Raw genomic sequence first — 24,572 nt, 5'->3', positions numbered from 1 at the left:
AGGCCAGCGTGGCCCATGGCAACCGGCCGCGACGTGTTAACAGCGAAAACCTACGCCATCAAACACTGTCATCCTCATACCAAACCCCTTCAGCCAACATCATCCGATGATGCCCCTCACCAGCAGGCATCATGGGAAAACAGTTCTCCTGCGCAGCCACCGCAACGTCCAAGAAGTACGGTCCAGGATGCGCCAGACATTGCGCCAACGCCTCATCCAACTGCGCCGGATCATCCACTCGCGCCGCTCCCCAGCCAAACGCTTTGGCAAGCGCAACGAAATCGGGCAGAGATGCGTTGTAGCTGTGGCTATAACGTCCACCGTGAATCAATTCCTGCCATTGACGCACCATCCCCATATAGCCGTTATTGCACAACACGACCTTCACACGTGTGTCATGCTGCATGGCTGTGGATAACTCCTGGATGTTCATCAACACCGAAGCATCGCCACTGACACACACCACCGTTTTATCTGGATGCGCGACCTGCGCCCCGATCGCAGCCGGCAGCCCATAGCCCATCGTCCCAGCACCGCCCGAGGTCAGCCAACGATTCGGCTTGTCGAAACGTAGATACTGCGCGGCCCACATCTGGTGCTGGCCCACATCGGTGGAAACGATCGCATCGTGGCTGGCCAACGCAGTGTTCAACTGCTGCATCAACTGCTGCGGCAAGATCGCTTCCGGCGTGGACGAATAGGCCAGGCAATCTTTCGCGCGCCATGTGTCGATCCGCCGCCACCAATCCGTCAGTCTCGCGGCCGGCAAGGGATGCTCGTTCAGCGCACTGCGCAGCGCATCGATCAAAGGTAGGCAATCGCCAACAAGAGCAACGTCGACGCGCACCACCTTGTTGATGGATGCAGGATCGATGTCGATATGGATCTTGCGGGCATGGGGGCAAAACTCAGCGAGTTTGCCGGTGATGCGGTCATCAAAGCGTGCTCCGATGCATACCACCAGGTCGGCTTCGTGCATGGCCATGTTGGCCTCTAGCGTGCCGTGCATGCCGAGCATGCCCACGAATTGCGGGTCCGATGCAGGAAACGCCCCCAGGCCCATCAACGTCAGCGTGCAGGGCGCCCCTGTGTGACGCACGAGGTCGGTGAATGCCTGGCAGGACTGCGGGCCAGAGTTGATCAGGCCGCCGCCACCATAAAAAACCGGGCGACGCGCCTGTGCGATCAGGGCCGCAGCACGGCGCACCGCGGTCTGCGGCAGTTTCAACGGGGCTTTGCCCGCCTGCCGGCGCGCGCGCAATGCGGCGACACGCGAGCCTTCTGAGGGCTCTGCGGTCTCTGGTGATGAGGGTAACGGGGTCAACTGCACGTCTTTCGGAAAATCCACGAGCACAGGCCCCGGCCGTCCCTGGCGTGTCAGATCAAAGGCGCGCCCGACCACGTCGGCCACGTTGTCGACGGTGCGAATCTGGGTATTCCACTTGGTCACAGAGCGCGAGATCCCCATGGCGTCGCACTCTTGGAAAGCGTCCGTGCCAATTGCGGTGGTCGCTACTTGGCCGCTGATGCACAACACCGGGATCGAATCGCACATGGCGTCCAGCAAACCGGATGTCGTGTTCGCCATCCCCGGACCCGAGGTCACAAACACCACGCCGGGCCGGCCGGTGGTGCGTGCATAGCCTTCAGCAGCATGGACCGCCGCCTGCTCATGGCGCACCAGCACGTGACGCAAGCGCGGCTCGGCGTACAGCGCATCGTAAAGCGGCAGTACGGCGCCCCCCGGATAACCGAACACGGTATCGACACCACGAGCAATCAGCGTGTCGAGCAAAATTTGCGCCCCGTTGCGGGCGGGGCGGGTATCGGAGTTCAAGGCGGCGAGGGCGCTGGCGTGGAGTCGATCGTTCATAGTGGATATCTTATGCCTTTCCGCCCAGAAGATTTCTCTTATTTTCTCCAAATTCCGGGATTTTCCAGTAAATTAATCTTTGTTTTTAAGGAAACCCGGAAAATGAAACTAGACAAATTTGATCTTGCCATTTTGAGGGCCTTACAGCAGAACGCCCGCGCCAGCCTCAACGAGATCGGCGCCGAGGTCGGCCTGTCTTCGACGCCCTGTTGGAATCGCATCAAACGCATGGAGTCTGCGGGCGTCATTCGCGGCTATACGGTGGACCTGGATCCCGCCAGTCTCGGCTTCATGGATACCGTTATCGTGCACATCACGCTGGAAAGCCACAGCGAAGAAACCCTTTACGAATTTGGCCGCGCGCTGGCGCAGATTCCCGAGGTCCTGGAGGCCTTTCTCGTATCGGGCGACTATGACTACTACATCCGCATCGCCGTGCGCGACACGCGCGACTATGAACGGCTATTGCGCGAACAGCTTTATCGCATTCCAGGCATTCGCCATAGCAAGTCCTGTTTCGTACTGCGCCGGCTGAAGGAAACGCAGTTGCCGTTGAATACCGAGATCACCACATGATGCCTGCGCAGAACGCGTTGCCTTGCCCAATGCGCTTGCCCTCCAAGGGCCACGCGGATATGGCAAAACGCATTGCCTAGGGACTGTCATCCATTGCACCTATAATCCCCGCTGGCCCGCTACCTGGCTTTGCCTTCATGACCACTGCAGAATCCCCCAAGCCCTGGCACGTCGTGCGCCGCTCCAAGCTGCACGGCAATGGTGTCTTTGCTGCCCGCAAGATCCCCGCCGGTACCCAGATCATCGAATACCAAGGCGCACGCATCAGCGCCAAGGAAGCCGATCGCCGTCATCCTACGAATCCCGACGATCCGTTCCACACGTTCTTCTTTTCGCTGAGCTCGGGCCGCGTGATCGATGGCGGCGACAATGGTAATGATGCACGCTGGATCAACCACGCCTGCGAGCCCAACTGCGAATCGCAGGAAAGCGCAGGCGGCAAACGTGTCTTCATCACGGCACTGCGCGATATCGCGCGTGGCGAAGAGCTGTTCTACGACTACGGCCTGGTGCTCGAGGACAAGATCACCAAAAAGCTCAAGGCAGCTTATCTTTGCCTGTGCGGGGCGCCGACCTGCCGCGGCACCATGCTGGCGGTCAAGACAAAGAAAAAGAAAAACAAAAAAGACAAAAAGGACCTGGAAAATCAGGCCTCCTCGGACTAGGCGTACAATGTCCTTCGTGCCGCGTGTTGCGGCATAGCAGTACGTCTTCAGGGCGGGGCGAAACTCCCCACCGGCGGTAAGCCACACTTGGCGAGCCCGCGAGCGCCCGGTCTGTCTCATGGCAGCCGGGGTCAGCAGATCTGGTGCAATTCCAGAGCCGACGGTCACAGTCCGGATGAGAGAAGATGTGCCAGCTGAACCCACCCAATCGCGGGCAATTCGTCTCGGCCATAGGCCGTCGCGTGCTGCTTGGCCGTTGTACGGGCAAAGATGGCTATCATGTGCCCTGAAACGTTTTTCGCCACCTTTTCTGCGAGAGCGTTTCAATGTCTAGTGTCACTTCTACCGCAACTCCCACCAGCCACAGCGCCGGTATCCCTGCCTCACCGTATTCCCCTCCCGATCTCTACGCGCAGCCATTCCAGACGCGGCTGACGCGGGCGTTGCATCATCTGCGCCTGGGCCGTCCCGTCATCTTGATGGACGACTTCGATCGCGAAAACGAGGCCGACCTGATCGTCGCTGCCGACAAGCTCACTGTCCCCATCATGGCACAGCTGATCCGCGACTGCAGCGGCATCGTCTGCCTGTGCCTGACTGATGAAACCTTGGACCAGTTGCAACTGCCTCCCATGGTGACGCGCAACGAAAGCCGGTTCAGCACCGCCTTTACCGTGTCCATCGAGGCCCGCAATGGCGTGTCCACAGGCGTCTCGGCCGCCGACCGCGTCACCACCATCCGGGCCGCGATCGCCTCCGGCGCGCAGGCCGAAGACATCGTCAGCCCCGGCCATGTGTTTCCCTTGCGTGCGCAGCCCGGTGGCGTGCTGACACGGCGCGGACACACCGAAGGCTCGGTCGATCTCGCCGTGCTGGCAGGTATGCGTCCGGCCGCCGTACTGTGCGAACTGATGAATCCCGACGGCACCATGATGCGGGGCCCGGCCATCGCACGCTACGCAGCGGAACATGGCCTGGTCGCCTTGACCATTGCCGAGCTGGCCGATCATCGCCGTCAATTGGAGCAGGCAAGCGCAACAGCGCCGGATGCTGTCGCTGCCTGAGATGCGCCTGCGTCTGATCCGTCAGGCGCCCTCTGTATCACGCAGTGCCTGCGCCATGCGAGCCAGGCACTGCGCTGCATCCCCTACGACCACCGTCGCACTGCAGGCCAGCATCAGATTCAGATTCAGGCCAAAATCCTCGACGGTATAGCCGTCGCGATCAACATGGCGCGGCGGATCATTACGTTGCGCCACAGCCAGGCGCTGTACCAACGAATCCGCCTCATCCACATAGGCCCATACCGGCTTGGCCAGCGCCGTGGCATAGCCGACCTCAAACGCCGTCCCCGAATCGGGTTCGGCGCCGCGAAACGCATTCAGATTCGCCATCACCGCATCGGCCTGGCGAATCAGCACGACATTGGCCTCATAAATCCACTGTGCCAAAGCCCGTCCCGAGAGATCGGCCGGCGCCTGGTTATCCAGGGGGTACGACCCCTCAAAGCCATGCTGGCGGCATTGCTGTTTCAACCATGCACCGTGAGCCAGCGAGTCCGCACGAAACACATCAAAACCCGCCAGATAGATCTTCTTCATCGGTTACCTTATCGGTGTCCACACCCCACGCCGCCCAGGCCCGCGCAGCCTACACGCTCGCTGCGCGCTGTGCCTGATAGACCTGCAGATGGGTATAAGCCACTCGCAGATACGGCACGTCCAGCTGCAATACGCCAGCACGCCGCACCATATCGCCAATGATGTGATCGGCCTCGACCGGGCCATTCAAGCTCAGGTCGCGGAACATGGATGCCGTCATGGGTGACTGGCGGTCCGTCAGGATCTTCAGTGCCGACTCGTCCGCCTCGGCACGCACGGCATGCCCGGACGCCGCAGCCACCTGCTGGCATTCCCCGAGCAAGCTGCGCAGAATGTCCTCTCCCGAATCCGTCGACGCGATCTGTCCGATAGGCCCGCGCATCAAACACGTCGCCGACGCCATGGTGGTCAGGAAAACGTACTTTTCCCAAACGTCCTGCTGTATCTCCGCACTCAGTCGGCTGGTGAACGCCGCATCGGCCAATGCGGCCTCCAGTGCAGTACAACGCGCACTGCGCGGCTCGCCGGCGCGTTCGCCATACACAAACACTGCATGTTGTCCCAGATGCTTGACCTGACCCTGCGCCCCCAGCGTCGCATTGATCTGACAGAGCCCGCCCAATACGCGCGATGCGCCAAACGCCGCGTCCAGGGCATCGTATTGCAGCACCCCATTCATGATCGGCAAGATCGCCGTATCCGGCCCGACCGCAGGGCGAATTGCCTCGATCGCACTGGTCAGGTCATAAGCCTTGCAGCTGACCACCACCACGTCATAGGCCGCGGTCAATTCGTCCGCCGTGACCAACTGCGGCTGCACGACGGCATCGCCACGCGGACTTTCGATTTTCAACCCCTCTGCCCGCAGCTTTTGGGCGCGCGCCTCTCGTACCAGAAACGTCACATCGGCGCCCGCTTGTGCGGCTCGCCCGCCGAAATAGCCGCCAGTACCGCCCGCGCCTAGGAACAACAATCTCATGTGTTTCTCCAGTGAATGCTGCGCACCGCTTCAGGCCGGGCGCGTAATCTGAAATTATGCACCCATGCAGGCCTCACACCGGGCACAAGCTGCCTATAATCATCGCTACGCGCAGTAACGACACACGACAGCGCCAGCCCGTCATGTTGCACTGCGTGACTTATGCGCATGGTGCGATCTTATGCCGCAATGTTACTGGGCGATCAGGAACCTCACCCATGACTATTGGTGCTTCTTTGCCAACAACCGAACAAACCCGACGACGCGCGCTACTGCAGCTCGGCGCAGCCGTGGGCGCGATCCTGATAGCAGGAAAACTCCAGGCGCAAACCGGCGTCAAGATCAAGGTCGCCGCCGTCTACACCGTTCCGATAGTGCAGCCTTGGGTATCACGCGTGCACACAGCATTGGTGCTGGCGCGGTCGCGCGGTGAGATCGACTACCTCTATTCGGAAAACGTCGTTCCCGAAAAGTACGAGGCAACAATGCGCAAATACGCCCAGCAGGGCGTACAACTCATCATCGGTGAAGCCTTCGCAGGCGAGTCCGGCATATATCGGGTTGCCAAAGACTATCCAAATATCGCATTCCTGGTCGGCTCGACCAACCGTCCACAGCAACCCAACCTCTCGGTTTTCAATAACTACATCCAGGAACCCGTCTATCTGGCCGGCATGATTGCCGGCGGCATGAGCCAATCCGGCACCATCGGCCTGGTTGCCTGCGACCCCATCCCGGGTATCAACCGTTTGTTGCATGCCTTTATGGACGGCGTACGCGAAATCAACCCTGACGCAAAATTTCTCGTCACGTTCATCCACTCACGCTTTGATCCACTCAAAGCCAAACAAGCGGCCTTTGCTCAAATCGACCAGGGTGCCGATGTCCTTTACGCAGAACATGTCGGCGCAGCCGAGGCTGCCGAACAACGCGGCAAGCTGATCATCAGTAACACCGTGGATATGCAGGCTCAATATCCCGATACCGTTGTCGCATCGGCCATATGGGACATGGTACCCACCATCGAACGCGCGTTGACCATGGTCAGGCGAGGCACGTTCAAAGCAGACGACTACGGCAAATACTCGCAAATGCGCTATCAGGGCGCGATGCTGGCGCCGCTAGGGACCTTTCAAGACAAAGTCCCCAGCGCACTGATCGCTCGCGTAGAGGCTCGCCAGCAAACCATGCTCGATGGGCGCTTCACCATCAAACTCAACGACGCGCCACTGCCCCCGGCCGGCCACTCACCGACTCAGGCGAGCGGCAAATAAATACGCGTTTTTAGATCCGAAGCAGGGGTTGTCTTCGGATCATTGACGTATTCTTCCCACATGGGAAAATCCCGCGTTTCGTAGCCGCTATCCGGCAGCCATTGCCCGAATAACCAGTTATACGCCGACTCCAGCTCACTGTACGGTCCCGTATATTCCAATACGGCGCAACGCGTGGCAGGCAACGCAAATGGTTCAAACACCGCATCCACGACCGCCCCATCGGGCAACGTAAAACCCGCTAGCGCGCGTAACTGATCAGCCGGCACCTGTTGCGGATCGTCGAAATACACGCCAAACGACCGTGTCGCGGGCTCGATCAGCTCCCGGCTGGACGCCAACAAGAACAGGCGATCGAACGTGGTTCCGATGTGTTGATAATCGCCATGATGTGCCAGCGTTGCCAACGATGCGCCCGCGAAAGTTTCGATGCTAGTGGGATACATACCAAGCTCCTGAGGATTAAAGGGCCTGGAGCGCGCATGCCGGTAACGCCCCGGCGGTACGCCGAACGTTGTCCCGAAAGCCCGGTTGAACGCCGCTTGCGATGTATATCCCGCACGTTGCGCCACCTGCTGCATGGACCGGTCCCCCGCGAGATCTGTCGACGCACGATGCATACGCAAGCGCGACATCGTGGCGTTCACCGTCTCCCCCATCAACGCGCGATAGACACGGTGAAAATGATAAGGCGACAGGCACGCCAAGTCGGCCAGCAGGTACAAGTCCGGCGTCGCATCAGGATGCGACGCCAACCACTGCAACACGGGTTCCAGCCGCTTGGCGTAATGAATGCGGGTTTTGGCTTTCATTCGTTCTCCAGTGCTTGCACTGTAACGAGGACCCATTTGCAGATTTTGCGGTTTTGCGAGGCCTGGAGGGTGCTACGTGGGATACGTCCCCGGCAGCAACATGCTTCGATCGCCCGGCGTCAACGACTTGCGCCCGCACAGCGCCATCGTCACGTCCAGCTCCTTGTAGAGGATTTCCAGGGCGCGGGTCACGCCCGCTTTTCCATATGCCCCCAGGCCATACAAAAAAGCACGCCCGATCATGGTGCCGCTCGCGCCCAGGGACACGGCCTTCAGCACATCCTGGCCCGATCGAATGCCGCCGTCCATCCAGACCTCGATCCGTGATCCCACCGCCTCCGCAATAGCGGGCAACGCCGCGATTGACGACATCGCGCCATCCAATTGACGCCCGCCATGATTACTGACAATCAATGCGTCAGCGCCGCTATCGGCGGCCAAACGCGCATCCTCAACGTCCAGCACGCCTTTCAGAATCAGTTTCCCGCCCCAGCGCTGCTTGATCCACTCGACATCGTCCCAGCTCAAGCAAGGGTCAAATTGCTCTGCCGTCCACGACGCGAGCGACGACATATCGGCGACGCCTTTGGCATGACCAACGATATTGCCGAACGTACGGCGTGGCGTGCCCAGCATTCCCAGGCACCAGCGCGGTTTGGTCGCCAGGTTGATCAGATTCGCCAAGGTCGGCTTGGGCGGCGTCGACAGACCATTGCGAATATCTTTGTGGCGCTGCCCCATGATCTGCAAATCCAGCGTCAACACTAGCGCCGAGCAATTCGCCGCCTTGGCGCGATCAATCAGATTCCCGACAAAATCGCGATCACGCATCACATACAACTGAAACCAGAACGGCTTGCCCGTCGCGCGCGCCACGTCTTCGAGCGAGCAGATGCTCATCGTCGACAGCGTAAAAGGCACACCGAACTCGGCCGCCGCCTGCGCCGCCAGCATTTCGCCGTCCGCGTGCTGCATGCCTGTCAAGCCCGTAGGCGCGATCGCCACCGGCATGATGGCATCGGCGCCCGCCATCGTGGTGCGCAATGAACGGCCTTCCATATTGACGGCGACCCGCTGGCGCAGCTTGATTTTCTGAAAATCAGTTTCGTTGGCACGATACGTGCTCTCGGTCCATGCCCCCGAATCGGCATAGTCATAGAACATGCGTGGCACGCGTTTCTGCGCCAATACACGCAGGTCTTCGATGCAGGTCATCTTGGCAAGATTCTGGGTCATAGGACACTATTGCAAAATAGAGGGCTCCGAAAGTATACGCGTCGCTCCCGCAGCCTCGACACCAGATCAACCAGGTATCAAAGGATTCTCATGCAAGTCCCTCAACACGAAACCGTACACGCCATCATCAAGGGGGTCGTACAAGGCGTGGGCTACCGGCACGCCACCGTGCGCCGCGCCCATATGCTGGGTGTCACCGGATGGGTGCAAAACATGGAAGACGGCACCGTACAAGCCATGGTGCAAGGCAGCCCTGATCAGGTCGATCACATGCTGGAATGGCTGCGCCGCGGCCCGCCCGCTGCTCTCGTACGTGAGCTGATTACCGAACGCATCTACGCCGACAAACGCTACGTCCGCTTTGAACAGCTGTAGCCGGCAATCGCCCCCGATCTGGATTCACCAAGCCACGGCGGGCAAAGATCAATCGTCAGGCAACACCGCAAAATGATCGGCCATGAAATCGATCAGCGCCCTGACCGCCGGCAGTTGCCCACGCCTGGAAGCGAACACCGCGTGCACGATCTCGCGGCGTGGCGCCCAATCAGGCAATATCGTCACCAGCTCGCCGCGCTCGAATTGCCCGCGCAGCAACATGGTGGGCAATTGCACAATTCCCACGCCTGCTACCGCTGCAGCCCGCAGCGCCAGCATGCCGCGCGTAATCAAGCGTGGTTGATGACGGATGGCGGCATGTGCACCATTCGGCCCGAATAAATTCCACACATGCTCGCTCTGCGGTAAACCCAGCCCCAGGCTGGGCAGATTCGTCAGATCCGCAGGCGCGGCGGGCTTGCCGACACGCTGCAGCAGCGCCGGGCTGGCGACCAGGCACTGCCCCCGCTCGCAAAACACCCGCATGATCAGATCGCTGTCTTCCAATGGTGGCGGCCGCACGCGGATCGCGACATCGATGCCTTCGGCTACCACATCCACACGGCGATTCGTTTCCTCCAGGTGAATCTGGACCAGGGGATACTGCACCATAAAAGCCGCCAGCATCTCGGCCACCTGCGCGTCCAACAGCGCCACGGGACAAGTCACCCGGACCGTACCGCGCGGCTCGGCCTGCGTGAGCGCCACGGCTTCCTGCGCTGCCTCCGCCTCGACCAGCATCGCTTTGCAATGGGTATAGAACGTCTGACCGATCTCCGTCACCGCAAAATGGCGGGTCGTACGCATCAGCAATCGCGTATCCAGCCTGGCTTCCAACAAAGCAATACGCCGGCTCAGTTTGGACTTGGGCACGCCCAGTGCACGTCCGGCGGGTGCAAAGCCCCCGTAATCCACCACCTGTACAAAGTAATAGAGATCGTTCAAATCCTGCATGGTGGCTCCTCACTCCTGGCCCAGTGTTCTCATAATAGAACAGTGATAACGAATTTTGCCTACTACCGCCAAAATTGTCCCGAATCTATAGTTCTAGTCATGGCGCTGCGACACATAGCTCGCAGCCGGCACTGGAGAAAGATGATGAAGAAAGTCCTCGGCGTTTACAGCGCTCCGCGTCCCCACTGGGTTGGCGACGGCTTTCCGGTTCGTTCGATGTTCGGCTACGACAGCCACGGCAAGCATCTCAGCCCGTTTCTGCTGCTGGACTACGCCGGCCCGGCGCAATTCGCGCCAGCCGCCCGTCCCCGTGGCGTAGGCCAGCATCCGCATCGCGGCTTTGAAACCGTCACCATCGTGTACCAGGGCGAAGTCGACCACCGCGACTCCACCGGCGCCGGCGGCCACATCGGTCCGGGCGACGTTCAATGGATGACGGCGGCCGGCGGCATTCTGCACGAGGAATTTCATTCCGAAGCGTTCACCCGCCAAGGTGGCGCACTGGAAATGGTGCAACTCTGGGTCAATCTGCCAGCACGCGACAAAATGTCCGCGCCAGGCTATCAAACCCTGTTGAATCGCGACATTCCCTCGGTAGCGCTGCCCGACGGTGCAGGCCAGGTCCGTGTCATTGCAGGCGAATTCGATGGCCATCGCGGCCCGGCACAGACCCATACCCCCATGAATGTCTGGGATGTGCGTCTGAACCAGCAAGGTGTCGCGACGTTTGACGTACCAGAAGGCCACACCCTGGCGTTGGTGGTGCTGCGCGGCACAGTGATGGTCAACGGCGCTGAAATCGTTCGCGAAGCGCAGCTGGTCCATCTCGAGCGCGATGGCACCCAAGTCCAGGTCGAGGCCAATAACGACGCCACGCTGCTGCTGCTCAGCGGCGAACCGATCGACGAGCCCATCGTGGGCTACGGTCCCTTCGTCATGAATAGCGACGCCGAAATCCGTCAGGCCATCGACGATTTCAACCGGGGCCGTTTTGGCCAGATGACGCATTAGTCTTGACCGATGCGCGCCGTCCTCGATCCGACGGCGTGCATCGCCTCCCCCTCGCCCATGCGAGCCATGCTTGACCCTGCCCACCCGGGCGCCACCTGAGTGCCATTGGAGACCATCATGACCAAACCCTACACCCGTCTGGACAAGAACAACGCTGCCGTTTTGCTGGTAGACCACCAAGCCGGTCTGCTGTCCCTGGTACGCGACATCGACCCTGACAAATTCAAGAACAACGTGCTGGCCTTGGCCGACATGGCCAAGTATTTCGAACTGCCCACGATTCTGACCACCAGCTTCGAGACCGGCCCGAACGGCCCGCTCGTACCCGAACTGAAGGCCCAGTTTCCCGATGCCCCATACATTGCGCGTCCCGGCCAAATCAACGCCTGGGACAACGAAGACTTCGTCAAAGCCATCAAGGCCACCGGTAAAAAGCAACTGATCATCGCCGGCGTCGTCACCGAAGTCTGCGTCGCATTCCCTGCGCTGTCAGCCCTGGAAGAAGGCTTCGAAGTATTCGTCATCACCGATGCATCCGGGACCTTTAACCCGCTCACCCGCGATGCCGCCTGGGACCGCATGAGCGCCGCGGGCGCCCAGCTGATGACCTGGTTCGGCGCAGCATGCGAACTGCATCGCGACTGGCGCAACGACATCGAAGGCCTGGCCGAATTGTTCTCGAACCACATTCCTGACTATCGCAACCTGATCACCAGCTACAACACGCTGACGCAGGCGAAATAATCAGCTTATTGCACCGCCCGGCGGGAACCCTCGGGCGGTGCGCTACCGACGATTCGCAACGGCTTCACGCCTCATCACCAGCAGGCGTCAACTGGTCACCCAACCACAATCTGGGCCCCGGTCCCTTGCGGCCAATACAGTCGGCGCGGTTGAACACATTGCAGACCTTCATCGACAAGCAACCGCATCCTATGCAGGACTCGAGGTTGCGGCGCAATTGCTTCAGCTCCCGTATGCGCTCGTCCACGCGGCTGATCCAGACAGGCGAGAGACGGCTCCATTCTTCACCGGTAGGAGCATGATGTTTGGGTAGCCCGTCGAGCTGCGCAGCGATTTCGTCCAGTTGAAACCCCAATCGCTGGGCAAACACGATATAGGCCACTCGCCGCAGCGTCGAGCGGCGATAGCGGCGATGACCGGATCCGCTGCGAGTGGACTCGATCAGGCCGAGCGATTCGTAATAGCGCAGGGCCGAGGCATTGACCCCGCTGCGCTGCGCGATAAACCCTATTGGAAGCAAGGCATCATCCCGCTCGTCCATGTCGCAAACTCCATTTTGTCACTTGACTTAAAGTTGACTTTAACTTTGAAAATACATTCCTTCAACGAGTAAATCGGGGCGCCTTGCCCCGTGTGGCCGTTGCGGCCACGCTCATTCCTGGAATGTGAAGATGACATCGACGATCAGCCAGCGCTGGTTTATGCGACTGGGTACAGCGGCCATGACCATGGCCGCACTATTGGGCTTGAGCGCTTGCGAACAGGCTGCCGGAGGCAAGGAGCAGGCCGCGGAACCTCCCCCCGCCCAGGTAACCGTCGAACCCGTGGAACAACGTCAAATACAACAATGGGACACGTTCAACGGCCGCATTGCCGCCATGGAAAGCGTGGAGATCCGCCCCCGCGTCAGCGGCTACATTGACGCCGTGAACTTCCAGGATGGGCAGCCGGTACGCAAAGGCCAACTCTTGTTCACGATCGACGCAAGACCCTATCAGGCCGCGCTTGCCAGCGCCCAGGCACAGCTGCAGCACGCCAAAGCGGCGGCGGCCTTGGCCCGCACACAGGACAAGCGTGCCCGTGCGCTATTACCGGATCGGGCGATCTCCGCAGAAGAAGCGGACAACCGTGCCAGCACCTTGGCGCAGGCCCTCGCCAACGTACAGGCCGCAGAGGCGGCCCTTGCCACCGCGCAGCTGGACCTGGACTTTACCGTAGTACGCGCGCCGATCGACGGTATGGTCGGTCGTGCAATGCTGACGGCCGGCAATCTGGCACAGGCCAATACGAGCGTCCTGACCACACTGGTGTCACAGGATCCCGTTTATGTTTATTTCGATGCGGACGAGCAAAGTCTGTTGCGTAATAAACAGATCGCCCGCACGGCCGGCAATCGCGGCACAAACGCCACACTCGTACGGATCGGCCTGGCAAACGAAGATCATTTTCCGCACCAAGGCGCGGTGAGCTTTACCGATAACCGCCTCGATCCGCAGACCGGCACCCTCCGCGTGCGCGCCACCCTTCCCAATCCTCGGGGCCTGTTCACGCCCGGCATGTTTGCACGTGTACAGATGCAGAGCCCTGCCAGATCCAACGCCATCCTGATCGACGACAAAGCCGTCTTGACGGACCAAGACCGCAAATATGCCTACGTGGTGGGTCAGGGCAACCGCGCTGAACGTCGCGAACTGCAACTGGGCCGTCTGTTCGAGGGCCGGCGCATTGTGGAATCAGGACTCCAGCCGGGAGACCAAGTGGTCGTCGCAGGCATGCAGCGGATCTACTACCCAGGCATGCCACTGGCGCCCACCACACGCAACGACAAAGAGCCAGAAAAACCCGCTTCGACAGATCGAGATCAAACGCGAAACTCCGTCGCGCAGTTAGACGTTACGCCGTACACAGAACAAACCGCCGCCGTGCATCGGCCGTAAATCGAGGCCGCCATGGATTTCTCAAAATTCTTCATCGATCGGCCGATCTTTGCGATCGTGTTGTCCATCATCATGTTCGCCGTGGGCTTGATTGCCATCCCGCTGCTGCCCTCTGGCGAATATCCCGAAGTCGTCCCACCCAGCGTCGTCGTGCGCGCCACCTATCCGGGCGCCAATCCCAAAGAAATCGCCGAATCCGTCGCCGTACCGTTAGAAGAAGCCATCAACGGTGTAGAAGGGCTGATGTATATGAAGTCCGTCGCGGCGTCGGACGGCACCTTGCAAGTAGTCTCCACCTTTCGCCCCGGCACTGATCCCGACGATGCCACCGTACGCGTACAAAACCGCGTCAGCCAGGCGCAAAGCCGCCTGCCAGAAGAAGTACGCCAGTTCGGTATCACGACACAAAAACAGACGGCAACGCCGCTGATGTATGTGGGATTGGCCTCTACCGATGAACGCCTGGATACCCTGTACCTGCGCAACTACATCACGCTCAAAGTCAAAGATGAGCTCGCTCGTATCCAGGGTGTTGGCGATGTCGGCGTCTATGGCTCGGGCGATTATGCAATGCGTGTGTGGTTGGACCCCGACAAAATCGCTGCCCGGCAACTCACCGCAAGCGAAGTGATTGCCGCCGTACGCGAGCAAAACGTGCAGGTCTCTGCCGGCCAGCTCGGCGCAGAGCCCAGCACCAAGAACACGGACAAACTCCTGTCCATCAACGTGCAAGGCCGATTGAAAACCGAACACGAATTCGGCGACATCATTCTGAAAACCGGCGCAGACGGACAAGTCGTGCGTCTGTCAGATGTAGCTCGCATCGAGCTGGGCGCGAGCGACTACACCTTGCGCGCCTCGTTGAATGGCCAGAATATGGCCGCAATTGGTATCTTCCTCACGCCCGGCGCCAATGCCCTGAAGGTGGCAGAAGAGGTGTACCAGACCTTGGATCGCTTATCTCGCGATCTGCCCCAGGCGGCCTCGTTCGAATACCTGTGGGACCCCACCGTGTTCGTACGCGAATCCATCACGGCGGTTCAGCATACCCTGATAGAGGCAGTCATCCTGGTCGTGTTGGTCGTCATCGTGTTTTTGCAGACATGGCGCGCATCGATCATCCCACTGTTGGCCGTGCCCGTGTCTATCGTAGGCACATTCGCGTGGCTGCTGCTGCTCGGCTATTCCATCAATACGTTGACCTTGTTCGGTCTGGTCCTGGCCATCGGTATCGTTGTCGACGACGCCATCGTTGTCGTGGAAAACGTAGAACGATTTATCGAAAAGGGTCACAGCCCGCGCGATGCAGCCCACCTGGCGATGAAAGAAGTGTCCGGTCCGATCATCGCCATTGCGTTGGTACTGTGCGCCGTATTTGTACCGATGGCCTTTCTGGACGGCATCACTGGGCAGTTCTACAAACAGTTTGCAGTCACGATTGCGATCTCCACCGTGATCTCCGCCATCAACTCTCTCACGCTGTCGCCAGCATTGGCCGCAAAGCTGCTGCAAGGCCACGGCGCACGCAAGGATCGACTGGCGCGCGTCATAGACTGGAGTCTGGGTTGGTTCTTCAAACGCTTCAACCGCGGGTTTGACCGCAGCGCGCAGGCCTATGAGCACACGGTTGGCCGTTCGTTCAAAAAACGAGGGATCGTATTTGCCGTATACATCGCGCTGCTCGCAGGCACAGCGGTACTTTTTAATAGCGTGCCCGGCGGGTTCATCCCGATGCAGGACAAGCTTTACCTGTTTGCAGGCGCCAAGCTACCCGAAGGTGCCTCGTTGCGCCGCACCGACGAAGTCACGCAAGAACTCACGCGTCGCGCATTTCAAATAGACGGTGTGCAATCCGTCTCGGCATTCGCAGGTCTGAACGCCCTGCAAACCACCAACACCCCGAATCTGACCAGCGCCTATGTCACCCTAAAACCATTTGGCGAGCGCAGCCGTGACGCCACGGAGATCAGTGCAGAACTCAACAGTGCATTGGCAGGAATGGAAGGCGGCTTCGGTTACGCGCTCATGCCGCCTCCCATACAAGGCCTGGGCAATGGATCGGGCTACTCCTTGTTTCTGGAGGACCGCGCAGGCCTGGGTTACGCGGCTTTGCAACAGGCGATGAATGCCTTTCAAGCCGAGATCGTCAAAACGCCAGGCATGAGCTACCCCGTTAGCGCCTATCAATCCAACATCCCTCAACTGGAAGTCAAAGTCGATCGCACCAAAGCGAAAGCACAAGGCGTAGCGCTCAACGATCTCTTTCAAACGTTGCAGACGTATCTGGGGTCCGTCTACGTCAACGACTTCAACGCTTTCGGGCGCGTCTATCGCGTGATGCTGCAAGCCGATGCCGACTACCGTCAGACCGCCGAAGACATCGGCAAACTGCAAACGCGCAACAGCGATGGGCAAATGGTGCCGATCGCGTCCATGGTGACCGTGGTTCCCGCCTACGGCCCCGATCCGGTCATGCGATACAACGGTTTTCCTGCGGCGGACCTGATAGGAGACGCCGATCCGCGGGTCCTGTCTTCGGCTGAAGTCCTGGCCAAGCTGCAAGACATTGCGCAGAGGACATTACCGCGCGGCATTGAGCTGGCGTGGACAGAAATGAGTTATCAACAGGTTGAACAAAGCGATGCGGCGGCCGTCGTATTCGCGCTGGCGGTGATGCTGGTCTTTCTCGTACTCGCCGCACTATACGAGAGCTGGACCATGCCGCTGGCTGTCATCCTCATTGTCCCTGTGTGCATCTGCGCAGCGCTTTTCGGTGTGTGGTTATCTGGGGGCGACAACAACATCTTTGTGCAAGTCGGCCTGGTCGTCCTCATGGGATTGGCGTGCAAGAACGCCATCTTGATCGTGGAGTTCGCGCGTGAACTGGAAATGCAGGGCGCCAGTATCTGGGATGCCGCCCGCACTGCCTGCCGCTTGCGCCTGCGCCCCATCGTCATGACCTCCATTGCCTTTATCGCTGGCGCAGTGCCGTTGCTGATCGGGCAAGGCGCAGGCGCCGAGGTTCGCGCGGCGACAGGCATCACCGTGTTCTCCGGCATGCTGGGCGTAACGCTCTTTGGTCTGTTTCTCACCCCCGTGTTCTATGTCACGCTACGCAAACTCAGCGGCACTCAGCTCAGGCCGCACGACAATGCCGCCACGCCAGGCGCAGCAACCCAACGCCATCATCCAGAATCACCGGAGCAAGCTCATGGCTAAGTCCCTAACGCTGCGCAGCCTGGCCGTCGCGTGCAGTCTCATCGTAACGGGCTGCGCAGTGGGGCCGGACTTCCATAGCCCGGCGGCCTCCGTGCCCACCTCGGCGCAGTTCGCACGCTACGAGGCCGGCGACGTCAAACCATCCGGCAGCTTGCACTTACCCGTCTTCGATGTGCGCGACGCGGACTTCTGGACTCAGTTCGGCGACGAGCAGCTGACCGCTCTCGTGCAACAAGCCTTGACCGGCAATCGCGACTTGCATGCAGCCTTCGCCCGCTTGCAAGGCGCCGATGCCATGTTGAACGAGGCCCGGCTGGATCGTTTTCCCACGGTGACCATGAACGGCGAAGCCGCTCAGCAAAAACTCAGTGAGGACCAACTCAGCCCTGGTCAGCCGCGCTCTGCACGCAACTACAACGCCCAGATTCAGGCAAGTTGGGAATTGGATCTGTATGGCCGCGTACGGCGTACGGTAGAGGCACAGCAGGCGCAGCAACAGATGACCCAAGCCGACTTGGCCGCATTGCAAGTCGTCATCGCCGCTCAAGTCGCAGATACCTATACACAGCTGCGCGGTACACAACTGCGCATGCAGATCGCGCTGTCGCACGCGCAGAACCAACGCGATACGGCACGTCTGGTAGATCGCCGGCTACATGCCGGAATGGGCACAGACCTGGACCAAAGTCGCGCACAGGCGCAATTACAAAGCACGCTGGCGCGCCTGCCCGCGTTGCAGGCACAAATATCCGTGCTGCAGCACCGGCTTGCAGTGTTGCTGGGCGAGTCCCCAGAGAGCCTCATTGCACACCTGGACGCGGTACGGCCCTTGCCACAAGTACCGTCCATGCTGGATCCAGGCACACCTGCCGAATTGCTGCGCCGCCGGCCTGATATTGCCGCGGCGGAAGCACGTCTGCACGCGGCCACCGCCCGCATCGGCATTGCCACTGCCGATCTCTTTCCGCGTTTATCGCTCGGAGGTCTGTTAGGCAGTTTCGCCTTGAGCGGACATAATCTGTTTAACGCCAGCACAGCGACCAGCAATGTTTTTCTGGGCGTAGATTGGTCATTTCTCGACATCGGCCGCGTGCGCGCCCGCATCGCTGCCAGCGAGGCGGGTGCTGCCGAGGCGCTGGCCAATTATCAACAAACCGTGCTGGGTGCGTTAGAGGAAACAGAAAACGCCCTCGTACGCTTGAATAGAAATAGAGACGAACTGCAAACGCTGCAGGCCGCTGTACAACAGCGCAACAAAGCAGAACATCTCGCTCAACGCATGTACCAGAGCGGCACCCTGGGTTTATTCGAAGTCCTCGATGCCCAACGCGAACAACTGGACGCACAAGACATCGCGGCTGAAAGCCAGATCAATGCCGTGCGTTCAAGCATCGCCCTCTATAAAGCGATGTCAGGCCGCTGGGATCAAGCGGCAGATCTACAGCGATATGCGAACAACTGACGATAAAAAGCCGCTGTCAGCGGCTCTTTTCACGGAATCTAGTGTTACGGAGAAAGCACTAGATTTTCATCGACAGCGTTCTCGTCTGTGGGGTGCATTTGCCTCTGGACTTACATAGAAGGATCGAATCATCCAATCAATTTACGAGCTTCCACACTGCTTATGTCATCAATGTGCCGGAATGCTGGCGCGACTTTCTCGATATCCTGCGAGCTCACGCCAAACTCGTCGAAGGCCACCTTCCATTCCCGAACGACGGCCCACACCTCCGCGACCAATTGACCCGCACGAGCCGGGTTGATGGAGAACTGACCAGCACCCGCCAAGGCGTTGTCGACCGTTGAAATTCGACCGTCAGGCCCGACTCCCAGATGCAGGTATCTATCGGTGGCAAGCGACGGTCTAGGCAGTACATCATACAAAGGACTAAGGCGCCATCCTGACAGAGTCGGATCCCAAATAAACCCATGATTGCGCAGGTGGTCGTCATCGTTGTTCACCATAACGTTGAACACCATGCGTTTGAATAACTCCTCACTGTCCTGGCGGATCACCGTTGGGTGACAATATTTTCGTACTGCCGCAGCCAAGTCCGAGTATGCCTTTGCATTGGACTCCGACTCATCACATCCGACTAGCGTCAGACCGCTTACGAATGCCATCCGACGCTCGGAACGACCGGCCTTCGGCGCCAGAGTGAGGTCAGTCTCGCCGTCCGGCATGACTCCCTTGTCGAGCCAATACCGGTCGAATCTGCGGATCATCATAATTCGTCGATCACCCAGCATCTGCGTCTGTACCGCCGGCACGCGGAGGCCCGCCGCCCCAGCCAACCGCAATGTCGCGGTCTCGACAGCAGGAATGTCAAAGGAGTCTTTCCTCGTAGCGAACTTCGCCAACATCAAACGACCCGATTCATCTCTCACTGTAGCTTTTGGCCTCGCGCCGCCCAACGCTGTACCTTGAATGAAAATTTGCTCGAGATGGGCCGGTACTGGCAGACCTTCGTCAATTCGCTCTGCGGCGTCCAGCAGATGCTCCAACTCGTGGACACCACCAGTCGAACCCTCTGCGGGCTCCGAGTCTCTCGTCAGTCGTACATCGAGGGCACCCACCCTGTTGCTGCCGGCATGGAGGAGATAGTCGGACTCGCGCAAGCTGTTTGCGGGTACCTTAAGTTTGGCCTCTATAACGCGCCGTCCCCAAGAGTCTGGCGCTGCATCTCTAATGCCGCCAAAGCTGGTTAACTCGTTCACGGGCAACAGGACTTTGCCTTTGACTGAGTCACCGTGCAAACCCAAGCTCACAGGGTCTACCTCCACAGCATTTAGTCTGTCGAGATACCTGGTCCCATAGGAGAAGCGCGAGGCAAGCAGAGTCGAACCTTCCTCCGTCATGGTTAACAGCCCACATGGCGCCCAACCTTCATCCAAATAGGCAAAGGCGACGACTTCCCGGTCTTTGGCCATCTGAAATAGTCCTTAGAAGTCGAGCTTTGCCAGCTCAGAAGAAGGTAGATCGCGAACGCGACGCGTAGCCTCGCGGGACGCAAGCGATTTGAGCGCCGGGTCAGACTCGGCCAAAAGGTCGGCCAGGGTAGCACCGGGAGAGATTGCATCCAGGTACCGGAGAATCTGTCCGAATGCTAGGCCTGGATCGCCTTTTTCCAGACGATAGGCTGTATTGCGGGAAAGACCCGCGCGCAACGCAGCATCCGCCTGCTTAATGTGCCGAGCCAAGCGCAGCCGAGCCAATAGATGTCCGACATGCCTTGATTGCTCGGCCAGCTCGGGAGAAATCGTAGAGGATTGAGAGATTTTCATGATCGGGAAATCACCTATAAGCCCCTTACAGTTCGATTTAAGATGCACTGTACAGCAAAAGATGCCGTAGGGGCTATATGCTCGTAAAATTGAGCGCATATGGCATAAAGATCGATTTTAGATGAGTCCGGTCGGCCGGATGAGCCGAGAGGAAGTCATGCCGCGAAGCCCGTTAATCCACTTGCACATCTCGACCCAGATCACAGACATGCGCCAGCAAGGCGCTTAGGCCGAAGTGCTGGATACCCACAGGCCGACGCGGTACTGCAGGCCCTCTAAAGAAATAAAGGGCTGCCTCATTCAGCAGCCCCTCATCGAAAAATCTAGGTCATCCGAGACAAATCTGACGCCCCACAAGACCCTAGAGCATCAAGCGTCAATATTCGATGCCGACAACGCATGCGTTTCAATGAACGCACGACGCGGTTCGACATCGTCGCCCATCAAGGTCGTAAACACCTCGTCGGCCGCGATCGCGTCTTCGATCTTCACACGCAGCAAACGACGGACTTTGGGATCCATCGTGGTTTCCCACAATTGCTCGGGGTTCATCTCGCCCAGGCCTTTATAGCGCTGCTTCGAAATACCGCGCTCGGCCTCGCTGCGCAGCCATTGCATGACCTCGCGGAAATCCGACACGAATTGCTCTTTGCGTTTGTCGCCTTCGCCACGCGCTACCAGTGCGCCCGCGCCGATCAAGCCCATGAAGGTCTTGGCCGACTTGGCCAGCACTGCATAATCCGCGCCCTGCACAAAGTCCGCATCGATGACGCTGACCCGCACATTACCGTGATGCATGCGACGCACCATCAGACGGTATTGCTCGTGCGCTTCGTCGAACTCGGCGACGACTTCCACACCGTTGCCTGCGACGGCGCCACGCAATGCTTCGGTCAAACGTTGTGCCGATGCGTTAGCGGCATCAGCCGAGGACAAATCGATTTCCACGCCTTCGGCCATCGCCGACAAGGCATCCACATCGAACAGGCGCGACAAGCGCGCGATCACCGCATCGGCCAACACGTATTGACGTGCGAGTTCAGCCAGGGCCTCTCCGGTGATAGGCGCGGCGTCTTGCGAGGGCGTTAGCTGCGCGTCTTTCAACGCCAGCTGCAGCATGAATTGCGCTTCTTCCTGGTCGTCTTTCAGATAACGCTCTTCGCGGCCGACCTTGACCTTGTAGAGCGGCGGCTGCGCGATGTACACATAACCGCGCTCAAGCAGCTCGGGCATCTGACGATACAAGAGCGTCAACAACAGCGTACGAATGTGCGCACCGTCAACGTCCGCGTCAGTCATGATGATGAGACGGTGATAGCGCAGCTTTTCCGCATTGAAATCCGGCCCGATGCTGGTGCCCAATGCCGTGATCAAGGTCGCGATCTGTTCGCTGGCGATCAGGCGGTCAAAGCGCGCTTTTTCCACGTTCAACACCTTGCCGCGCAGCGGCAGGATAGCCTGGAATTTACGGTCGCGGCCTTGCTTGGCCGAGCCGCCTGCCGAGTCACCCTCGACGATGTACAGCTCGCACAATGCGGGGTCTTTTTCCTGGCAATCGGCGAGCTTGCCGGGTAGGCCGGCGCCCTCAAGCACACTCTTGCGGCGCGTCATTTCACGCGCTTTGCGGGCAGCCTCGCGAGCACGTGCAGCCTCGACGATCTTGGCGCAGAGGGCTTTTGCGTCATTGGGGTTTTCCAACAACCAGCTCTCCAGCGTACGCGCCACCGCGTCTTCGACGGCAGGGCGGACTTCGCTGGACACGAGCTTGTCTTTGGTCTGGCTGCTGAACTTGGGCTCGGGCACCTTGACCGACAACACGCAAGCCAGGCCTTCGCGCATATCATCGCCCGAGGTGTCGACCTTGGCTTTCTTGGCCAGCTCGTTGTCGGCGATGTACTTGTTGATGATGCGCGTCATGGCCGCGCGCAGACCCGTCATATGGGTACCGCCATCGCGCTGGGGGATGTTATTGGTAAAGCACAACACGGTTTCGCTATACGAATCGTTCCATTGCATGGCGACCTCGACAGTCACCGGCACGCCACCGGCGCTGGACTCGGCGCTCACCGCGAATACGTTCGGATGCAACACCGTCTTGGAACGATTGATGTATTCCACAAAGCCACGCACCCCGCCGGAAAACGCGAAGTTTTCCTCTTTGCCCTGGCGCTGGTCGACCAAACGGATCTTCACCCCGTTATTCAGGAACGACAACTCGCGCAAGCGCTTGGACAGGATCTCGTAGTGATATTCGATGTTGTTGAAGATGATCGGATCGGCCAGGAAACGGACTTCCGTTCCACGCTTGTCGGTCGTACCGGTCACCGCCAGGGGCGCGACGCGCTCACCTTGGCGAAACTCCATCTGATGCACTTCGCCATTGCGGCGAATCGTCAATCGCAACCACTCGGACAAGGCGTTCACGCACGACACACCCACACCGTGCAGGCCGCCGGACACTTTGTACGAGTTCTGGTCGAACTTACCGCCCGCGTGCAATTCGGTCATGACGATTTCGGCAGCGCTGCGGCCGAACTCATCGTCCTTATGGACGTCGGTAGGAATGCCACGACCGTTATCAGAGACGGAAATCGAGTTATCCGTATGGATGGTCACCACGATGTCGTCGCAATAACCCGCCAAGGCTTCGTCAATGGCGTTGTCCACCACCTCGAACACCATATGATGCAAGCCCGTGCCGTCGGAGGTATCGCCGATGTACATGCCCGGGCGTTTGCGTACGGCCTCCAGCCCTTTGAGCATCTTGATCGAATCGGCGCCATAGCCGGTGTTCTCGGGATTGCTGTTCTGCTGATCTGACATGTTTATATCGCTAACACTTCAAAAAACGGCCTCACGGCCAGAGCGCGGCGGACGGTAGAGCTACACGCCCCCACGGCATCAACCCATGGGCAAAAATTAAATCCGCATGGGCATGACGACGTACTTGAACTGGTCGTCATCGGGCAGGGTGAGCAACGCCGATGCATTGGCATCCGGCATCACCGACCACTGAATGTTTTCAGCCTTGACGTTGGACAACACGTCCAACAAGTAGCTGACGTTGAAACCGACATCCAAGGGCTCATGGCCGTAATCGATATCGAGTTCTTCCTGGGCTTCTTCTTGTTCCGCGTTGGAAGAAGAAATCTTCATCAGGTTTTGCGCCAACTGCAGGCGCACGCCCTTGAACTTGTCCGTCGTCAAAATCGCGGCACGTTGCAAGCTGCCTTGCAGCGCCTCGCGGCTGATGAGGAACTGGCGCGTGTAGTTCGATGGGATCACGCGCGTGAAATCGGGGAACTTGCCCTCGACCAGCTTGGACACGAGTTCGACTTCGCCGAAACGGAAACGAATCTGGCCCGGCGCCACGTCGATGGATACCGGCTCGTCCGAGTCCTCGAGCAAGCGCTGCATTTCCAGCACAGTCTTGCGCGGCACGATGACTTCGTGACGTTGGGCAATGCCTTCGGCCTCGGTCGCGCAATGCGCCAGACGGTGGCCATCGGTCGCCACAGCACGTACGCAGCCGGCTTCAAACACCAGCAACATGCCGTTCAGGTAATAGCGGATGTCCTGCTGCGCCATGGCAAAGTGCACCATGTTCAGCAAATGACGCAAGGTGCGTTGCGGCAGCGTCAGCGACACATCCCATTTCTCAGGTTGAGCCACGGTAGGAAACTCGCTGGCAGCCAGCGTTTGCAAAGCAAAACGGCTCTTTGCCGATTGCACCGACAGCTTGTTGCTGGCCAATGCCAGTTTTACCTCGCCCGTATCGGGCAGCGCCTTCAGGATGTCCAGCAGCTTACGCGCGGCCACCGTCGTGGACTCGTTATCCTCGCCCACACCAAAATCCGCGTGCGTGGTGATTTGCACTTCAAGATCGGTGGCAATGAAAGCAACCTTGCTGCCCTCTTTGCGCATGAGGATGTTCGCGAGGATGGGCAGGGTATGGCGTCTTTCGACGATTCCCGCCACTGTCGACAGCGGTTTCAGCAATGCATCGCGCGTGGTTTGTACGAGTTGCATGT

Annotated in this window: 21 protein-coding genes and 1 riboswitch; of the genes, 10 read left to right on the top strand and 11 right to left on the bottom strand. The window is 59.3% G+C overall.

Annotated elements, in window-relative coordinates:
• Window positions 1–58: 58 nt before the first annotated feature.
• The gene (ilvB, locus tag ACNA0J_RS16350) at window positions 59–1,882 is read right to left on the bottom strand and encodes a biosynthetic-type acetolactate synthase large subunit (protein ID WP_415819929.1); all 1,824 of its coding nucleotides are present in this window, start codon (window positions 1,880–1,882) and stop codon (window positions 59–61) included.
• Between the two features lie 93 nt (window positions 1,883–1,975).
• Here ilvB and ACNA0J_RS16345 point away from each other — a divergent pair, with 93 nt between their 5' ends.
• From ACNA0J_RS16345 to ribB, 3 genes are all read left to right on the top strand, one after another.
• Window positions 1,976–2,449: an Lrp/AsnC family transcriptional regulator gene (locus tag ACNA0J_RS16345; protein WP_094824000.1), complete on the top strand. Its 474-nt coding sequence runs from the start codon at window positions 1,976–1,978 to the stop codon at window positions 2,447–2,449.
• Between the two features lie 137 nt (window positions 2,450–2,586).
• Window positions 2,587–3,114: an SET domain-containing protein gene (locus ACNA0J_RS16340; protein ID WP_415819923.1), complete on the top strand. Its 528-nt coding sequence runs from the start codon at window positions 2,587–2,589 to the stop codon at window positions 3,112–3,114.
• A gap of 39 nt (window positions 3,115–3,153) precedes the next feature.
• Window positions 3,154–3,305: riboswitch (FMN riboswitch) on the top strand.
• A gap of 135 nt (window positions 3,306–3,440) precedes the next feature.
• Window positions 3,441–4,178, top strand: coding sequence for a 3,4-dihydroxy-2-butanone-4-phosphate synthase (ribB, locus tag ACNA0J_RS16335; protein ID WP_415819922.1), 738 nt, complete (start codon window positions 3,441–3,443; stop codon window positions 4,176–4,178).
• 21 nt (window positions 4,179–4,199) lie between these two features.
• On the opposite strand, the gene ACNA0J_RS16330 is transcribed toward ribB, so the two are convergent.
• Window positions 4,200–4,715, bottom strand: a complete 516-nt coding sequence (locus ACNA0J_RS16330) for a nucleoside 2-deoxyribosyltransferase (RefSeq protein ID WP_415819921.1) — start codon at window positions 4,713–4,715, stop codon at window positions 4,200–4,202.
• Between the two features lie 49 nt (window positions 4,716–4,764).
• Entirely contained in the window at window positions 4,765–5,694 is a 930-nt protein-coding gene (gene panE, locus ACNA0J_RS16325) for a 2-dehydropantoate 2-reductase (protein ID WP_415819920.1), read from the bottom strand.
• A 218-nt stretch (window positions 5,695–5,912) separates the two neighbouring features.
• Here panE and ACNA0J_RS16320 point away from each other — a divergent pair, with 218 nt between their 5' ends.
• Window positions 5,913–6,968: a BMP family protein gene (locus tag ACNA0J_RS16320; RefSeq protein WP_415819919.1), complete on the top strand. Its 1,056-nt coding sequence runs from the start codon at window positions 5,913–5,915 to the stop codon at window positions 6,966–6,968.
• On the opposite strand, the gene ACNA0J_RS16315 is transcribed toward ACNA0J_RS16320, so the two are convergent.
• On the bottom strand, window positions 6,950–7,780 hold the full coding sequence (locus ACNA0J_RS16315) for an AraC family transcriptional regulator (protein WP_415819918.1): 831 nt from the start codon (window positions 7,778–7,780) through the stop codon (window positions 6,950–6,952). The two genes, ACNA0J_RS16320 and ACNA0J_RS16315, sit on opposite strands and share 19 nt — an antisense overlap.
• Window positions 7,781–7,852: 72 nt before the next feature.
• Window positions 7,853–9,016 (bottom strand): alpha-hydroxy acid oxidase, encoded by a 1,164-nt coding sequence (locus ACNA0J_RS16310; protein WP_415819917.1) that lies wholly within the window; start codon window positions 9,014–9,016, stop codon window positions 7,853–7,855.
• Between the two features lie 90 nt (window positions 9,017–9,106).
• On the opposite strand from ACNA0J_RS16310, the gene ACNA0J_RS16305 reads away from it, so the two are divergent.
• A complete protein-coding gene (locus tag ACNA0J_RS16305) occupies window positions 9,107–9,391 on the top strand; it encodes an acylphosphatase (protein ID WP_415819916.1) in 285 nt (94 codons plus the stop codon).
• 48 nt (window positions 9,392–9,439) lie between these two features.
• Here ACNA0J_RS16305 and ACNA0J_RS16300 read toward each other — a convergent pair whose 3' ends face one another.
• Complete coding sequence (locus ACNA0J_RS16300; RefSeq protein ID WP_415819915.1) at window positions 9,440–10,345, bottom strand: LysR family transcriptional regulator; 906 nt, start codon at window positions 10,343–10,345, stop codon at window positions 9,440–9,442.
• 144 nt (window positions 10,346–10,489) lie between these two features.
• Between ACNA0J_RS16300 and ACNA0J_RS16295 the strand changes: the two genes are divergently transcribed.
• Together ACNA0J_RS16295 and ycaC are read left to right on the top strand one after the other, a co-directional pair.
• Window positions 10,490–11,356 carry a pirin family protein gene (locus tag ACNA0J_RS16295; protein WP_094823990.1) on the top strand — a complete coding sequence of 289 codons (867 nt, stop codon included), beginning with the start codon at window positions 10,490–10,492 and terminating at the stop codon, window positions 11,354–11,356.
• A gap of 117 nt (window positions 11,357–11,473) precedes the next feature.
• Window positions 11,474–12,100 (top strand): isochorismate family cysteine hydrolase YcaC, encoded by a 627-nt coding sequence (ycaC, locus tag ACNA0J_RS16290; RefSeq protein ID WP_415819914.1) that lies wholly within the window; start codon window positions 11,474–11,476, stop codon window positions 12,098–12,100.
• Window positions 12,101–12,164: 64 nt separating this feature from the next.
• Here the strand turns inward: ycaC and soxR are convergent, their stop codons facing one another.
• On the bottom strand, window positions 12,165–12,641 hold the full coding sequence (soxR, locus tag ACNA0J_RS16285; RefSeq protein ID WP_415819913.1) for a redox-sensitive transcriptional activator SoxR: 477 nt from the start codon (window positions 12,639–12,641) through the stop codon (window positions 12,165–12,167).
• 160 nt (window positions 12,642–12,801) lie between these two features.
• Between soxR and ACNA0J_RS16280 the strand changes: the two genes are divergently transcribed.
• The 3 genes from ACNA0J_RS16280 to ACNA0J_RS16270 are packed head-to-tail and all read left to right on the top strand — an operon-like array spanning window position 12,802 to window position 18,718.
• Window positions 12,802–14,037, top strand: a complete 1,236-nt coding sequence (locus ACNA0J_RS16280; protein ID WP_415819928.1) for an efflux RND transporter periplasmic adaptor subunit — start codon at window positions 12,802–12,804, stop codon at window positions 14,035–14,037.
• Between the two features lie 12 nt (window positions 14,038–14,049).
• Complete coding sequence (locus tag ACNA0J_RS16275; protein WP_415819912.1) at window positions 14,050–17,256, top strand: efflux RND transporter permease subunit; 3,207 nt, start codon at window positions 14,050–14,052, stop codon at window positions 17,254–17,256.
• A complete protein-coding gene (locus ACNA0J_RS16270; RefSeq protein ID WP_415819911.1) occupies window positions 17,249–18,718 on the top strand; it encodes an efflux transporter outer membrane subunit in 1,470 nt (489 codons plus the stop codon). The genes ACNA0J_RS16275 and ACNA0J_RS16270 overlap by 8 nt, the downstream gene beginning before the upstream one ends.
• 128 nt (window positions 18,719–18,846) lie before the next feature.
• Here ACNA0J_RS16270 and ACNA0J_RS16265 read toward each other — a convergent pair whose 3' ends face one another.
• The 4 genes from ACNA0J_RS16265 to dnaN form a co-directional block, all read right to left on the bottom strand.
• Window positions 18,847–20,187: a type II toxin-antitoxin system HipA family toxin gene (locus ACNA0J_RS16265; protein ID WP_415819910.1), complete on the bottom strand. Its 1,341-nt coding sequence runs from the start codon at window positions 20,185–20,187 to the stop codon at window positions 18,847–18,849.
• Between the two features lie 12 nt (window positions 20,188–20,199).
• Window positions 20,200–20,541 carry a helix-turn-helix domain-containing protein gene (locus tag ACNA0J_RS16260; RefSeq protein WP_415819909.1) on the bottom strand — a complete coding sequence of 114 codons (342 nt, stop codon included), beginning with the start codon at window positions 20,539–20,541 and terminating at the stop codon, window positions 20,200–20,202.
• Between the two features lie 369 nt (window positions 20,542–20,910).
• Window positions 20,911–23,364, bottom strand: a complete 2,454-nt coding sequence (gene gyrB, locus ACNA0J_RS16255) for a DNA topoisomerase (ATP-hydrolyzing) subunit B (RefSeq protein WP_415819908.1) — start codon at window positions 23,362–23,364, stop codon at window positions 20,911–20,913.
• Between the two features lie 96 nt (window positions 23,365–23,460).
• Window positions 23,461–24,570 carry a DNA polymerase III subunit beta gene (gene dnaN, locus ACNA0J_RS16250; protein ID WP_415819907.1) on the bottom strand — a complete coding sequence of 370 codons (1,110 nt, stop codon included), beginning with the start codon at window positions 24,568–24,570 and terminating at the stop codon, window positions 23,461–23,463.
• Between the last annotated feature and the right edge of the window lie 2 nt (window positions 24,571–24,572).

Origin of the sequence: Bordetella tumbae, from assembly GCF_965139195.1 — a bacterium.
Lineage (GTDB): Bacteria > Pseudomonadota > Gammaproteobacteria > Burkholderiales > Burkholderiaceae_B > Bordetella_A > Bordetella_A tumbae.
The sequence above is the reverse complement of the archived record's forward strand: the minus strand, read 5'-3'. Positions and strand labels throughout refer to the sequence as shown.

Excerpts from the sequence above, each read along its gene's own strand:
- ACNA0J_RS16345 (WP_094824000.1), top strand. The coding sequence starts at position 1,976 with ATGAAACTAGACAAATTTGATCTTGCCATTTTGAGGGCCTTACAGCAG.
- ACNA0J_RS16340 (WP_415819923.1), top strand. The coding sequence starts at position 2,587 with ATGACCACTGCAGAATCCCCCAAGCCCTGGCACGTCGTGCGCCGCTCC.
- ribB (WP_415819922.1), top strand. The coding sequence starts at position 3,441 with ATGTCTAGTGTCACTTCTACCGCAACTCCCACCAGCCACAGCGCCGGT.
- ACNA0J_RS16330 (WP_415819921.1), bottom strand. The coding sequence starts at position 4,715 with ATGAAGAAGATCTATCTGGCGGGTTTTGATGTGTTTCGTGCGGACTCG.
- panE (WP_415819920.1), bottom strand. The coding sequence starts at position 5,694 with ATGAGATTGTTGTTCCTAGGCGCGGGCGGTACTGGCGGCTATTTCGGC.
- ACNA0J_RS16320 (WP_415819919.1), top strand. The coding sequence starts at position 5,913 with ATGACTATTGGTGCTTCTTTGCCAACAACCGAACAAACCCGACGACGC.
- ACNA0J_RS16315 (WP_415819918.1), bottom strand. The coding sequence starts at position 7,780 with ATGAAAGCCAAAACCCGCATTCATTACGCCAAGCGGCTGGAACCCGTG.
- ACNA0J_RS16310 (WP_415819917.1), bottom strand. The coding sequence starts at position 9,016 with ATGACCCAGAATCTTGCCAAGATGACCTGCATCGAAGACCTGCGTGTA.
- ACNA0J_RS16305 (WP_415819916.1), top strand. The coding sequence starts at position 9,107 with ATGCAAGTCCCTCAACACGAAACCGTACACGCCATCATCAAGGGGGTC.
- ACNA0J_RS16300 (WP_415819915.1), bottom strand. The coding sequence starts at position 10,345 with ATGCAGGATTTGAACGATCTCTATTACTTTGTACAGGTGGTGGATTAC.
- ACNA0J_RS16295 (WP_094823990.1), top strand. The coding sequence starts at position 10,490 with ATGAAGAAAGTCCTCGGCGTTTACAGCGCTCCGCGTCCCCACTGGGTT.
- ycaC (WP_415819914.1), top strand. The coding sequence starts at position 11,474 with ATGACCAAACCCTACACCCGTCTGGACAAGAACAACGCTGCCGTTTTG.
- soxR (WP_415819913.1), bottom strand. The coding sequence starts at position 12,641 with ATGGACGAGCGGGATGATGCCTTGCTTCCAATAGGGTTTATCGCGCAG.
- ACNA0J_RS16280 (WP_415819928.1), top strand. The coding sequence starts at position 12,802 with ATGCGACTGGGTACAGCGGCCATGACCATGGCCGCACTATTGGGCTTG.
- ACNA0J_RS16275 (WP_415819912.1), top strand. The coding sequence starts at position 14,050 with ATGGATTTCTCAAAATTCTTCATCGATCGGCCGATCTTTGCGATCGTG.
- ACNA0J_RS16270 (WP_415819911.1), top strand. The coding sequence starts at position 17,249 with ATGGCTAAGTCCCTAACGCTGCGCAGCCTGGCCGTCGCGTGCAGTCTC.
- ACNA0J_RS16265 (WP_415819910.1), bottom strand. The coding sequence starts at position 20,187 with ATGGCCAAAGACCGGGAAGTCGTCGCCTTTGCCTATTTGGATGAAGGT.
- ACNA0J_RS16260 (WP_415819909.1), bottom strand. The coding sequence starts at position 20,541 with ATGAAAATCTCTCAATCCTCTACGATTTCTCCCGAGCTGGCCGAGCAA.
- gyrB (WP_415819908.1), bottom strand. The coding sequence starts at position 23,364 with ATGTCAGATCAGCAGAACAGCAATCCCGAGAACACCGGCTATGGCGCC.
- dnaN (WP_415819907.1), bottom strand. The coding sequence starts at position 24,570 with ATGCAACTCGTACAAACCACGCGCGATGCATTGCTGAAACCGCTGTCG.